Consider the following 12671-nt stretch of genomic DNA (forward strand, 5'->3'; position numbering starts at 1 on the left):
TATGCAAGAAAGATTTGCCGAATGTTATCCCCAGCCTTAAAGCCGGGGATAACCCTTCAAATGAGTCCTTTTTGGGTGAAAGTGATGCGGGTTGCTTCATTTAAATCCATGCTATTTAAAGTTTCAGGTGGTACCCAGATAATTTCCTGAAATTCTTCGTTAAATGTGATATCCCGATTACTACTAACGCAATCAAAAATAAGGTAAACCATATAAATATCTTCGGTGGTACCATCTGGAAACGTTTTAGTACGAATATCATCACGAAAAGTCCACGGCTTGATATCAGTAATAAGTAGTTGATCGCCTAACTCTTCCATGATTTCGCGCCTGAGAGCGGCTTCCATTGTTTCCCCTGGTTCCATACCTCCACCAGGCAGAGCCCACTGGCCCGGGAAAACGCCACGATCGGAAGCCATTTTACAGAGTAGAAGCTCACCGTCATTTTGTATAACAGGGCAGACGATTATTCTCTGACGCATCTTACCTCCTTAACAACATTGCTTTCTGGATTACCATATCAGAAAAGGAATCAATCTTATCAGGATGATTACAAGTCATCACCCGTTGGCGAAGATATTCCGGGAGATTATCAATAAAATGCTGGTATTCTGCATGCCAACCTTTTATCCATTTTACTTTCGTATCCTCGTTAATAAACTCACGGGGTCGGATACCATACTTTTCGTCATTCTGGAGATGGGTGAGGGAATAATTTACAGGGTAATCAATAAAAACTATAATATCAGGCTCGATTAGCAAATCGTTGATTCTTTCCCAAAGATTAATATATGATTTATACTGAGTTTTGCTAATGTATTCAGCCTTAAACATAAAATTGATAAAAATATAATCTTCCAGATGAGAACGTTCCATTACCAGGTTGAAACCCTTGCCCAACCAGGATTTAATGATAAGTGCGCGCTGAATCATGAAGTTGAGTTGAATAAGATACCCATAGTTAGCCGTATCATCGAATAAATAAGGAAGAAAGGGGTGATGAATGCTTTTTTCGTCTATAGCGATAGTATGTGAATCCTCGTTAAATAAACGTGCAGACAACCGCTTCAGAAGAGTACTTTTACCTACTCCTGTGTTTCCAGAAAGGCATATGTAAATAGGAGCTCGTACCTTATTACATTCTTTTTTATCTGCTGACCATGGTTCCATATAAAGATAGTTATATCTCATGATGTAAATTCCCTTTCCTCAAGCCAGAATCGGTTTTCCTCACACCTTTTCATTATTTCATTGTTTCCTAAAATAGATCTTGCAATTTCTTCAGGGGAATCTGTTAACATATTTCCCAAGAGAGTGTAGTTTTCACCATCAGGAATAATGATGTCAAAATTTGGCTCCATAATAACGTTGGCTTTGTCCCTTTCTTTGAACGTTGCCCAGCTAATGGGCATGTATGGATGTCGTTTTTTCAGTACGTCCATTTTAGATATGAATAAATCTGTACTAATTTCTAATTTGTCTCTTTTTTCTTTACCTACCCCTAGTGGACAGAATTGGTAAAATCGCCAGGCCTGTATATTACAGGGGAGACTTTCAACCCAGCGAACAATATCACTCAACAAATTAACATTTGATTGCGAAACTACTGTGGTGAGCTTTATATTTATACGGTTATTATTACCAGCAAGCCATGTTAGTATACTTTCAATAACTCTATGCTGATTACCCATTTTATTACTACGAATATTGGTATTTACATGCCTGTCAATCCCGTCGATTGGCATTCCTACCCAGTCCAGCACCGAATTTAACCGCTCATGATCTATAATGAAGCGGTGTCCGACCGTGGAGAGATAGGTCATAAAGCCCATTTGTTTTGCATATTCAATTAGCTTAATGTAGTCCGTTCTGGATGTCGGTTCGCCGCCAGTAAAACCTATACGACGGAAACCCATTTTATACATACGTTCAATGACGTTAAGGGCACTTGATAGAGAAGAATCTTTTATGCCAGGGTTGCGAAAACACAGATTACATCCGAGGTTACAATGTGACGTTATTCTGAAATCAAGAAGCAGGTTGCTAATATCCATTACTAGTTCCTTTAGCCGTTGAATTTAATATCCATACCCATAATAAAAAAGTGGGTATAACTCCACCATACGCTCACGCTGGGCATGTTTAAAGCTTAAATGTTGTATGGTTTTTGTATGTTCTCAGATCCACTTAGCAGCAACGCATAACGGCTTCCGGTTCAGGCTGCCTTTATGACAAAGGTGCGCATAATGTATATTATGTTAAATGAGGTATGGATGTGCAGGAGTAGCTTTAGCACTTACCACGAATCCACTACGTTGAGCCAAATCCGCCAGGCTTAGCCCCATCCCCTGCTAACTCCTGTCGCTACGGCAACACGTAAACAAAACTCGTCCAGCGCTGATCCTTGCTGTACTTTAACAAAAGCAGCCTGTTCTTCTTCCCGGCGCTAACAAAAACGATCGCGCTACGTGAAATCTGTTGCATCAGCAAGGGCTGAGCCTTGCAGAATTCACGTAGCGTTGTCTCTTCAGTATGCTGGCAACATCAGGAGCCGATATCCCGTAACGCCTTTCCTTTCATAAGGTTACGTTCAATATGCTCCAGCGTGACGTGTTTGGTTTCCGGTACCAGCCAGATGGTCAGCAGGATAAACACAAGGTTTAGCGCGCCGTAGAACCAGAACGTATTGGCGTTGCCCAACTTTTCCAGCATGGTCAGGAACGTTGCGCCAACAATCATGTTTCCTACCCAGTTGGTAGTTGTAGATGCCGTGATGCCAAAGTCACGCCCTTTCAGCGGCTGGATTTCAGAGCACAGCAGCCACACTACCGGACCAGCAGCCATTGCAAAACCAACAATAAAGATCAGCAGCATCGCAATAGCGAAATACTTACGGAAATCGGTTTCGACCCCGAGATGCAGTAACGTGCCTAAAACGCCCATCCCAATCGCCATAACCAGGAAACTGGTCGTCAGCATAGGTTTACGTCCCCAGCGGTCGACCAGACCAATGGCAATTAAGGTTGCCAGCACGTTGACCAGTCCGACAATCACGGTTCCCCACATTTGCTCGCTGGTGCTGGAGAAACCGGCGATGCCAAAAATTTTTGGCGCGTAATACATGACGATGTTCATGCCGGTAAATTGCTGCATCAGCTGTAGCAACATTCCCAGCCACACCGCACGGCGAAAGTTGCTGTTGTTTCTGAACAACGACCAGCCGTGTTGTTTAACCATCAGGCTTTCACGGATTTCGTCCAGCTCCTGCTTTGCCTGCTCGCTGGTATTGCGCAAACGATCGAGCACGCGCTGCGCCTCGTTAAAACGCCCGTGCGAAGCCAGCCAGCGCGGACTGTTGGGAAGAAACAGTACGCCAACAAACAGGATCCCTGCCGGAATAGCAATAACACCCAGCATCCAGCGCCAGCTGCCGCTGTAGCTGAAGGCGGTATCAGACAGATAAGCCACCACGATGCCGGTCGTCAGCATCAGCTGATACATAGAGATCATGGAGCCGCGAATGCGTTCCGGCGCAATTTCTGCCAGGTACAAAGGCGCGGTATAGGATGCCACGCCCACGGCCAGGCCAAGCAGAACGCGGGAGAAAATCAGCGACTCCACGTCCGGCGACAGCGCCGACCATAGCGAGCCGATAATAAACAGCGTGGCTCCGGCCAGCATACTTTTCTTGCGGCCCAGCTTTGATGACATCCAGCCCGCGGCCAGTGCACCAATGGCGGCACCAAACATCATCGAACTGACTACCCATTCCTGCTCGTGATTACTGATATGCAAATCTTTCGCTAAAAAAGGCAGCGCGCCTGCAATAACGCCAATATCAAGCCCAAACAGCAGGCCCGAAAGCGCCGCCATCATACAGACGAACCACGTAAATTTATTCCCTGAAACTTTATTGGCTTTCATGCCGTCTCTCCTCGCCCTAAGTCAACTTTCATCAAGAATTTTAACTTTATGTAAATAAGCGAGATTTCGATGCGTTACCGGTCACATTTCAGATACACCACGTTACGCGCATCAGCGGATCATGCGGGGTCGATCACAGATAAACGTGCCCTTTTCTGCTTTATTCCTCCCTTTTCCCTTTCCAGTTGGCCCACGGGTGGTCGACAGAAGGTTCAGGTTTGGCGGGCACGGCATCGCTCAGCGATGCAATATAGAGTGCCTCGACTTCTGCACGCGCCCACGGCGTACGGCGCAAAAACTTCAGGCTGGATTTAACGCTGGGATCGCTTTTAAAACAGTTGATATTGACGCGTTTACCCATCTCATCCCAGCCGTAGCGTGCGACGAGTGCGTTAATAATGGCTTCCAGGGTGACGCCATGCAGCGGATCTTTTGAACCAGGATTACTCATTCTTTTTCTCTCAGCAAAAATAATGGCGTTACCATACTGGCTGACGTACTCAGGTGCAAACCGGGAGTGTTTACGGAAAGGAATAATCTTTTACAGGCCGCTTTTTCACGGCCTGTCTCTTAAGCAAGTTTTGCTAAAGATGCCTGCAAACGCAGGCATGCCTGAGCCAGCAAATCATCCGCTACCGCATAGGCAATCCGCAAATAGCCCGGCGCGCCAAAGGCCGAGCCGTGCAGTACCGCTACCTGTGCATCCTGCAGCAGCCAGCTGGCCAGCGCCTGATCGTTCAACAATATTTCTCCCTGGGGCGTCTCGCGGCCCAACAGTTTCTGGCAATTAGCAAAGATATAAAATGCACCCTGTGGCGCGCTGGCGCTTAATCCACTGCCGTCGGCAATCATTGCCAGTACCTTCCGACGCCGGCGATCCAGTATTTCAAGCCAGCCCTGAAGAAATTCCGCAGGCTGTTGCAAGGCGACGATTGCGGCAGCCTGGGAAATACTGCTCGGATTGGAAGTGCTTTGCGATTGCAGAATCTGCATAGCGTCAATTAGCCAGGTCGGCCCTGCCGCGTAGCCAAGACGCCAGCCGGTCATCGCATGGCTTTTCGATACCCCATTTACCGTTAGCGTGCGCTCGGCCAGCTGCGGTGCAACCTGAGCAAAAGTTCTGAACGGCGTCTGGTCATAGCGCAGCGGCTCGTAGATATCATCCGCCATAATCAGCACATTCGGATGATCGGACAGCACATCTGCCAGCGCCCGTAACTCTTGTTCGCTGTAGACCGCGCCGGTTGGATTGCCCGGCGAGTTGAGAATCACCCAGCGCGTGGCGGGCGTTAACGCCGCGGCCAGCTGTTCCGGACGCAGTTTCCAGCCGTGCCGCTCTTCGCAGGAAACCATCACCGGTTCGCCTTCCGCCAGGGTGACCATATCCGGATAGGAAACCCAGTATGGCGCGGGAATAATAACCTGCTGACCGACATCCAGCGTGGCAAGCATCGCGTTGAAAATCAGCTGCTTAGCACCGCTTCCCGCAATAACCTGTTCCGGAGAAAAATGAAGCTGATTGTCACGCGCAAACTTGCTGATAATCGCAGCTTTGAGTTCACGCGTGCCTGCTACCGCCGTGTATTTCGTCTGCTTTTGCACAATGGCGGCGATCCCTGCATAGCTAATCGCCTCCGGGGTAGCGAAATCCAGCTCTCCCTCGCCCAGGTTAATCACTTGTTTACCTTCCGCCTCCAGTGCGCGTACCCGATCGGAAATGGCGGCGGTTGGCGAAGGCCGCACTCGCTGCATACGTCTGGCCAGTTGCTGACTATTCATAAATCCTCTTTTGTATTTATTGATTCAACCAATACAATTAATGTCCCAACAACAGCAGGAAAATTGCCGTGTTACCTACTTTCATTCTCGATGATGCTCGCGTTCCGGCGCGCTTCGGTCTGCTCGCCAGCCTGTGGGCGAACCGGCATGCACTGCCGTTATGGAGCCTGCGCCCGAGCTTTCCGGACGATTTTCCCGATAGCTATCAGCACGTGGCGCAGGCTGGCTATTGCGTAACCAGTGGCCTGTATCGCAGCGATACTTTGCAGCACGAGGTCAGCGACGTCGATCGGCTGCCGACTCGTGATGCGGTCATCGTGCTGGCGCTTGCCGATGCGGCAAGGGTTGCGCATCTGCCCGGCCCCCGGTTGTACAGCCATTCGAACAACCTTCCTTTATATTTGCAGGAAGGTGAAGCTACGCTGCTCGAGCACAATACCAGCCATCCGCTGCCCGATGGCCATGTGCTGCGAATCGGGCTAATTGCGCGTGAGCATGATCAGCGCGACGCTTATCCGGCTACTCTTGATGCCTTAAACACGGCCGCGGCCAGGCTGAATTTATCGCTCGATATCCGTTTTTTTTCGCCTGGCGAGCTGTCCACGGATTTGCACGAACTCGACGAAGTACAAGGCGTGGTGCTGCCGGGCGGCGCTTCAATGGCGGCGGTTGCGGGGCAAATTGCTGTTGCGCATGCCAGCTGGCAACGTAACATCCCCACTCTTGGCCTGTGCCTGGGTATGCAAAGCATGTGCACCGCTGCGTTACAACGTCACGCCGGGTTTGAGCAGGCAATGCTGGCGGAAGTGGCTCCGGAGGCGCCGATTCACAGCTTCATTCCCTTTGCCGATCGCTGCCATCGCTGCGGTTTGCTGCCCTTTCCTGCCGCCGCACCGTTTAACCGGATGCCCTATAACCATCGCTACCGTTTTAATCCGGCTTTGCTGCCGTTGCTGCTGGCCAGCGGCGTGCAGATCACTGCGCAAACCGAGGACATCATCGAAGGTATTTCCCTGCCCGACTGCCGTTTCTGGCAAGGTGTTCAGGGACATCCGGAACTGCTGTCGCGTCCGGATGCCCCGCACCCGCTATTTATGGCGTTTTTACAGGCGCTGCCAGGGTAACGCCGCTGCGCTTGTTGCTGGCCAGCCGTTGCATCACGCTGGTCAGTTCCGTAAGCGCCTCTTCGGTGATGGGCCGTAGCGGCGCACGTACCGTACCGCCGTTGAAGCCGCGTAGCGCCATCGCCGCTTTTACCAGTTGCGGCTGACCGTGCTGACGTGCCAGCGTGCGGTAATCAAACCACAGCTGATGCAAATCGCGCGCGGTGGCGGCGTCTCCCTGCTCCAGCGCCCGATAGGTAGCAAGGATCAGTTCCGGTAAAGCGCCGCTGTTGGTGGTGCTGATGCCGTCAAAACCGGCCATCATCGGGCCGAGAAAAGCCAGATCGGAGGCGCAGAACAGCCGCAGCTTGCCGCGTAACCGATTAGCGATCTGGTCAATGGCGGTTGGATTAAGATCGCCCTGTTTAATGCCTACCACGCCCGGGATCTCCGCCAGCTTTTCCAGCAGTGCCGGTGATAGCGTGATGCCAATGCCCGGCGCGTTATAAACCAGGATGCCGGTTTTAGACAGCGGTGCCATTTCCCGGAAAAAGGCAAGGATCTGCGAGTCGGTGATTTCACTGACGAACGGTGCCGTTACCATCGGCAGGCCGCCGAGATCGCCTGCCAGCCGGGTCAGTTCACGTGCATCACGCGGATCGGAACTGGCGCTGCACAGCATGACGGCGACGCGATCCTGCACGCGCTCCATAACCGCGTTAAACAGCTCGCGGCGTTCGGCCAGCGACATTACGGGAAATTCACCGTAGGTGCCGCCAATCAGCAAACCGTCGTAGCCAAGCCCGATCGCGCGCTCAATATTTTCGTACAGCGCCGGGAAGTCGATCTCGCCCGCGGCGGTAAACGGCGTCACGGTGATGTTGAAAATGCCGCGCAGGCGTTCACGACATTCGTTGATATCTTTCATCTGTTTTCCTTATAAAAGTGTTAAAGGGCGAGCCAGGGTACCGAGCTGGCGATAGCCAGTTTCGGTCACGACAACGGTTTCGCTGACGCCGACGGTAAATTCGCCATAGATGCGCAACGCAGGCGGAATGTGAAAGGTCATGCCCGGCTGTAGCTCGGTAGTCACGCCGCTGTAGAGGCTGAGAATGCCGCCTTCGCCCCAGTCCGGCGCAAAGGAAACGCCGATAGAGTAGCCGGTACGTTTTTTGAAGTTATCGGTGAAGCCCGCGCGATCGATGACCCGCTGACAGGCGATATGCGGTTCCGCACAGGTTGCACCCGGACGAATCGCATCCAGCGCGGCCTGTAAAGCTTCCTGGCATACCTTCTCCATTTCCAGCGCAATCGCCGGTGGTCGGCCAATCCACGCCGAACGCATCAACGCTGCATGGTAGCGATCGTGCGAGGCGGCCATTTCCAGGAATACCGGGTCGTTATCCTGCATCACTCGCCGACGCCAGGTGCCGTGCGGCACGCCGCTGCGTGGGCCGCTGGAGACCAGCGGTTCCATGCCGACATATTCCGAACCGGCAGCAATTGCCGTGCCCATCATGGCAGAAACAAGCGCATTTTCATCGGCCCCGGTGCGGATTGCGGCCATACCGGCCCGCATACCGGCATCGACATAGCGTGCGGCGGCGGCGATCTTCTCTACTTCTGCGGCAGACTTCACGGCACGCAGTGGCTCAATAACTCCGGCGGTATCGGCAATGTTGCCAAGCTGGCTTTGCAGCGCTTCGTATACTGCAACCGGCAGGAACCAGCCGCGTTTATCCAGCCCGATACGCTTATTCAGCCAGCCGCGCTGTTGCAGCATGCCGACAAGAAAGTCGACCGGATTGTCACCGTCCTGATAGATAGCGGCGTCGGCAATATAGGTGTTGGCGATAAAGTTAAAATATTCGAGCTGGCGAATAACAAACACCGGCTCCCCTTCGACCGGCAACAGCAGCGCCTGAAAGGTGTAATAGCCCGGCGTTTGCTGGCCGGTCAGCCAGAAAATATTTTCCGGGCCGGTGACGATCATCACATCCACGCCCGCCGCGTTGAGACGTTCACGCGTGCGATGGATGCGTCCGGCGTACTCTTCCTGATGAAAGGCGGACTCGCTGCCCTGAATAACGTTATTCAGCTGTTGCATGACTAAACTCCTGGAGGAAAATGGCGCGCGCGGCATCGAAATGCACGCCCAGGCCGTGAGAATCAGTAACGAAAATTTCGCCGTGTTGATAGGTTAAGCCGCTGACCGGATCGTCGATCAGGCCGTCTGCGCCATACAGTTCGGCAAACGCGGGCCGCAGCACACGGCACAGTTGCAGAGCCGCTGCCGTCGCGGCATGCCCTTCATTCATCTGGCCGATCATAAAAGGAATGCCCGCCGCCTGGAGACGCTGTGCCGCCGCAAAGGTTGGCGCAATGCCGCCAAGCTTGACCAGTTTGAGATGGCCCCACAGCGCGCCGTTAGCGGTAATCAGCCGTTCAATGGCCGCCGGGCTGTTGAGGCTTTCATCCAGCATAATGGGTACGCCGTATTCGCTGAGCTGTGCCAGCAAACCATCGTCCGCCACCGCCAGCGGCTGCTCGACATAGCTCAGGCCAAGCTCGCGCAACAGCGGGAAAACAGAGTGAGCCTGCTGAAGCGACCACTGGCCGTTGACGTCAATAGCCAGCGAAACGGTGTCGTCAAACGCGTCACGAAGCTTCTGCAAACGTGCCAGATCGGTAGCGATATCCGCTACGCCGGTACGCAGTTTCAGGTGGGTAAAGCCGCGCCTGACGTAGCCTTCCGCCTGTGCCAACATTTCCGCTTCGCTGGCCCAGAACAGCGTCTGGTTAGTACGAAATGCAGGTGTGGAAGCTGGTGCGCCCAGCCAGTGCGCCAGCGTGGAACCCGCGCGCTTTGCCAACAGATCGTGCAGCGCCATATCGATCAGCATGCGCGTTGGGGCCAGCAGCGTGGAATCAACGGTATGCACGCCTGAGAGCATGACCTGCGGCGGCAGCGACCAGTCCTGGCGCGCCAGCGTCTCAGTAACATTATCCAGCACCTGCTCGACGCTGTAGCCATGCAGATACTGAATATTCAGCCGGACTTCGCCGATACCTTCAAAGCGGCCATCGTCCAGCTGTAGCCACAGCGTATCCAGCGCGTTAACCGCACCCGAAGCGGCGGTATGCAAAGTCACCCCGTCGTAGTGCAGACTGCCGCGCCACAAAGTTGCTTTCACGCTGATTTCTCCTGCGGCAGCATCGCCAGCGCGATATCAAGATAGATGGCGGCGGCGGCGATAAACTCTTCTACCGGCACGAACTCATCCGGCTTATGCGCTACGGCCAGGCTACCGGGGCCAATGACCACGCCTTTTGCGCCCAGCGTACGGAAATGCACCAGGTCGCAACCACCCTGAAAGCCAAACGGGCCGGGTTCACTCTGCCCGTGACGATGACAGGCTGCCAGGCTGTGCTGCACAATCGCTTCGCCGCTGTCGGTTTCGGTTGCGCCGCCGGTAGTCGGCTGCCAGGCGATGATTTCAGCCTCGACGCCGGATGCAGCCTGCGCATGGTCAAGCAGCTGTTGCAGCTCTGCTTTCACGACGGCTTCATCTTCCCCAGGCACCATGCGGCGATCGAGCAGCAGTTCGCAGCTGTCCGGCACCACGTTGTCGGCGTGGCCGCCGTGGATACGCGTTACCGTCAGGCTGGCGTTACCGACCAAAGCGTGACAGCGGCAGCGCACCTGTTGCTGATGCGATTGTTCAATCAGGCCCAGCAGTTTCGCCGACTGATAGATGGCATTAACGCCCAGCTCTGGCGTGCCGGAGTGCGCGGTCACGCCTTTCACTCTGACGCGCGGTCGCAGACTGCCTTTATGCGCCGAGAAAGTTGCGTTGGAAGTGGGTTCACCAATCACCGCAAAATCAATCGTAGGCGGGGCATCTTTGACGTAGAATTTTGCGCCCTCGCTGGCGACCTCTTCATCAGCGGTGAAGACGCCCATTAGCGTACCGGACCAGGCGTGACGCAGCGCCGCCAGCTGGCGTAATGCTTCGACCATCGCGACCAGCGGCCCTTTAGCATCGCACGCGCCGCGTCCGTATAGCCGCCCTTCACGCTCGGTCAGCGTAAAAGGATCGCTGCTCCAGCCGCCGCCAGCCGGTACGGTATCCAGATGGGTATTAAAGGCAAAAACGGGGCCTTGACCATTTTTCAGCACCGCAATCACGTTGGTACGTCCCGGCGCATATTCGCTGAACGAAAGATCGAAACCCGCGTCGCGCAGCCAGCCCGCCACGCATTCGGCAGCCTGGCGCTCCTGTCCCGGTGGGTTTTCAGTGTTAATAGCAACCAGCATCGCGAGATCGCGCTTCATGCGTACGCTGTCAATCGGGTAAGTCGTCATAGCTACTCCGCAATCAGTGAAGGATTTGGTCGAGAAAACGCCTGGCGCGCTCGCTGACCTGGCCGGTAAAAAAATCGTCGGCGCTGGCGCGTTCAAGGATCTCGCCCTCTTCCATAAACAAAATTTGATTGGCCGCGCGGCGTGCGAAGCCCATTTCGTGCGTCACGACCATGCTGGTCATGCCTTCAGCACTCAGCTCGGCCATGACGTCGAGGACTTCGCGGATCATTTCCGGATCGAGCGCCGAGGTCGGTTCGTCATACAGCATCAGCTCCGGCTTCATCGCCAGCGCACGAGCAATCGCCACGCGCTGCTGTTGCCCGCCGGAAAGCTCATCGGGGAAATGGTCAGCGCGATCCGGCATACGTACCTTTGCCAGCAACATTTCCGCCTGTTTACGCGCGTCGATGCGGTTCACGCCCAGCACCGTCATCGGTGCCAGCATGATGTTTTCCGCCGCGGTCAGATGAGAAAACAGCTCGTAGTTTTGAAATACCATGCCAATACGCTGACGCAGCAGAGGCGGCGGGACTTCGCCACGGCTGATATTTTGCTGCGTAAAAAACACATCTCCGCTGTCGGCGGGCGACAGAAGATTGACGCAGCGCAACAGCGTCGACTTGCCAGAGCCGGAGGGGCCAATCAGCACCACGGTTTCACCGCGCTGCACGCTGAGCGAGCAGTTTTTCAGTACCTGCTGCCGCCCAAAGCTTTTGTCGATGCCGATCATCTCCAGCAGGCGATTTTTCTTATCGTTCATGACAGGTCTCCTGCGGCTTTCCCCGGTTTCGCCAGCTTGCCCTGGCGCGAGCGGACTTTTTGAAATTTGCTGCGGCGCATTTTTGGATCCAGCGAGCGCTCCAGCCATGACTGGAAGACCATAAACAGACTGGTCAGCAGCAGGTAATAAATGCCCGCGGCACAGAGCGCTTCGAAGTAGCGAAAGCTGGCGCTGGCGGTCTGATTCGCGACCAGCAAAAGCTCCTGTACGGCAATCACCGAGACCAGCGCGCTGGACTTCAGCATGCTGATCATCTGGTTACCCATCGGCGGCAGGACAATGCGCGCCGCCTGCGGCAGCACGATTTTGCGCATGATCTGCGAATTGGTCATGCCTAACGCCATTCCCGCGGTGCGCTGCCCGCTTTTTACCGCCTGCAAACCGGAGCGCAAAATCTCGGCCATATAGGCACCTTCATTGAGTGAAAGCGCCATCACGGCACAGGTAAATGCGGAAAAGCGCAGACCGAAACCGGGCAACACGTTGTAAACAAAGATGATCTGGAACAGCACGGGCGTACCGCGAAAGAGCCACAGGTAAACGAACGCCAGTCCTTTACCGGCACGGAATGGCGCTTCCTGTAATAGCGCCAGCACCAGTCCCAGCACCACGCCGCACAACAGCGAGCACAGTGTGATAAGCAGCGTCATCCATGCGCCTTGCAGGAACTCGGGTGAGATGACGTACTGCCACATTAAATCGATCGACATAGCTTTCT

General features: G+C 54.0%; 13 protein-coding genes. 1 reads left to right on the forward strand and 12 read right to left on the reverse strand.

Going from position 1 to position 12671, the window contains the following annotated elements; translation table 11 throughout:
* Positions 1 to 56: 56 nt before the first annotated feature.
* From nudI to ACMGGR_RS09885, 6 genes are all read right to left on the reverse strand, one after another.
* The gene (gene nudI, locus ACMGGR_RS09860; RefSeq protein WP_414148789.1) at positions 57 to 482 is read right to left on the reverse strand and encodes a nucleoside triphosphatase NudI; all 426 of its coding nucleotides are present in this window, start codon (positions 480 to 482) and stop codon (positions 57 to 59) included.
* Position 483: 1 nt separating this feature from the next.
* A complete protein-coding gene (locus tag ACMGGR_RS09865) occupies positions 484 to 1191 on the reverse strand; it encodes a deoxynucleoside kinase (RefSeq protein ID WP_414148790.1) in 708 nt (235 codons plus the stop codon).
* Entirely contained in the window at positions 1188 to 2054 is an 867-nt protein-coding gene (locus ACMGGR_RS09870) for a radical SAM protein (protein ID WP_414148791.1), read from the reverse strand. The genes ACMGGR_RS09865 and ACMGGR_RS09870 overlap by 4 nt, the downstream gene beginning before the upstream one ends.
* A gap of 490 nt (positions 2055 to 2544) precedes the next feature.
* Positions 2545 to 3924: a sugar porter family MFS transporter gene (locus tag ACMGGR_RS09875; protein ID WP_246759464.1), complete on the reverse strand. Its 1380-nt coding sequence runs from the start codon at positions 3922 to 3924 to the stop codon at positions 2545 to 2547.
* Positions 3925 to 4084: 160 nt separating this feature from the next.
* Positions 4085 to 4375 carry a VF530 family DNA-binding protein gene (locus ACMGGR_RS09880; RefSeq protein ID WP_414148792.1) on the reverse strand — a complete coding sequence of 97 codons (291 nt, stop codon included), beginning with the start codon at positions 4373 to 4375 and terminating at the stop codon, positions 4085 to 4087.
* Positions 4376 to 4494: 119 nt separating this feature from the next.
* Positions 4495 to 5703, reverse strand: a complete 1209-nt coding sequence (locus ACMGGR_RS09885) for a pyridoxal phosphate-dependent aminotransferase (protein ID WP_246759462.1) — start codon at positions 5701 to 5703, stop codon at positions 4495 to 4497.
* A 68-nt stretch (positions 5704 to 5771) separates the two neighbouring features.
* On the opposite strand from ACMGGR_RS09885, the gene ACMGGR_RS09890 reads away from it, so the two are divergent.
* Positions 5772 to 6827, forward strand: a complete 1056-nt coding sequence (locus ACMGGR_RS09890) for a glutamine amidotransferase-related protein (protein ID WP_414148793.1) — start codon at positions 5772 to 5774, stop codon at positions 6825 to 6827.
* Here ACMGGR_RS09890 and ACMGGR_RS09895 read toward each other — a convergent pair.
* The 6 genes from ACMGGR_RS09895 to ACMGGR_RS09920 are packed head-to-tail and all read right to left on the reverse strand — an operon-like array spanning position 6796 to position 12663.
* A complete protein-coding gene (locus tag ACMGGR_RS09895) occupies positions 6796 to 7734 on the reverse strand; it encodes a dihydrodipicolinate synthase family protein (protein WP_414148794.1) in 939 nt (312 codons plus the stop codon). The genes ACMGGR_RS09890 and ACMGGR_RS09895 overlap by 32 nt on opposite strands.
* A gap of 9 nt (positions 7735 to 7743) precedes the next feature.
* Positions 7744 to 8913, reverse strand: coding sequence for a M24 family metallopeptidase (locus tag ACMGGR_RS09900; RefSeq protein ID WP_414148795.1), 1170 nt, complete (start codon positions 8911 to 8913; stop codon positions 7744 to 7746).
* Positions 8897 to 10000, reverse strand: coding sequence for a mandelate racemase/muconate lactonizing enzyme family protein (locus ACMGGR_RS09905; protein ID WP_246759457.1), 1104 nt, complete (start codon positions 9998 to 10000; stop codon positions 8897 to 8899). The genes ACMGGR_RS09900 and ACMGGR_RS09905 overlap by 17 nt, the downstream gene beginning before the upstream one ends.
* A complete protein-coding gene (locus ACMGGR_RS09910; protein WP_414148796.1) occupies positions 9997 to 11172 on the reverse strand; it encodes a M20 family metallopeptidase in 1176 nt (391 codons plus the stop codon). The genes ACMGGR_RS09905 and ACMGGR_RS09910 overlap by 4 nt, the downstream gene beginning before the upstream one ends.
* Before the next feature lie 13 nt (positions 11173 to 11185).
* Positions 11186 to 11932 (reverse strand): amino acid ABC transporter ATP-binding protein, encoded by a 747-nt coding sequence (locus ACMGGR_RS09915; RefSeq protein ID WP_281434551.1) that lies wholly within the window; start codon positions 11930 to 11932, stop codon positions 11186 to 11188.
* Positions 11929 to 12663 (reverse strand): amino acid ABC transporter permease, encoded by a 735-nt coding sequence (locus ACMGGR_RS09920; protein WP_414148797.1) that lies wholly within the window; start codon positions 12661 to 12663, stop codon positions 11929 to 11931. Before ACMGGR_RS09920 ends, ACMGGR_RS09915 begins: the two co-directional genes overlap by 4 nt.
* Between the last annotated feature and the right edge of the window lie 8 nt (positions 12664 to 12671).

The sequence above is a fragment of the Erwinia sp. BNK-24-b genome, from assembly GCF_047456155.1.
Classification (GTDB): Bacteria; Pseudomonadota; Gammaproteobacteria; order Enterobacterales; family Enterobacteriaceae; genus Erwinia; species Erwinia phyllosphaerae.

Bases quoted from the DNA above. Each gene is read 5' to 3' on its own strand.
- ACMGGR_RS09880 (WP_414148792.1), bottom strand. From the start codon at position 4,375: ATGAGTAATCCTGGTTCAAAAGATCCGCTGCATGGCGTCACCCTGGAA.
- ACMGGR_RS09910 (WP_414148796.1), bottom strand. From the start codon at position 11,172: ATGACGACTTACCCGATTGACAGCGTACGCATGAAGCGCGATCTCGCG.
- ACMGGR_RS09885 (WP_246759462.1), bottom strand. From the start codon at position 5,703: ATGAATAGTCAGCAACTGGCCAGACGTATGCAGCGAGTGCGGCCTTCG.
- ACMGGR_RS09870 (WP_414148791.1), bottom strand. From the start codon at position 2,054: ATGGATATTAGCAACCTGCTTCTTGATTTCAGAATAACGTCACATTGT.
- ACMGGR_RS09875 (WP_246759464.1), bottom strand. From the start codon at position 3,924: ATGAAAGCCAATAAAGTTTCAGGGAATAAATTTACGTGGTTCGTCTGT.
- ACMGGR_RS09900 (WP_414148795.1), bottom strand. From the start codon at position 8,913: ATGCAACAGCTGAATAACGTTATTCAGGGCAGCGAGTCCGCCTTTCAT.
- ACMGGR_RS09895 (WP_414148794.1), bottom strand. From the start codon at position 7,734: ATGAAAGATATCAACGAATGTCGTGAACGCCTGCGCGGCATTTTCAAC.
- ACMGGR_RS09915 (WP_281434551.1), bottom strand. From the start codon at position 11,932: ATGAACGATAAGAAAAATCGCCTGCTGGAGATGATCGGCATCGACAAA.
- ACMGGR_RS09920 (WP_414148797.1), bottom strand. From the start codon at position 12,663: ATGTCGATCGATTTAATGTGGCAGTACGTCATCTCACCCGAGTTCCTG.
- ACMGGR_RS09865 (WP_414148790.1), bottom strand. From the start codon at position 1,191: ATGAGATATAACTATCTTTATATGGAACCATGGTCAGCAGATAAAAAA.
- nudI (WP_414148789.1), bottom strand. From the start codon at position 482: ATGCGTCAGAGAATAATCGTCTGCCCTGTTATACAAAATGACGGTGAG.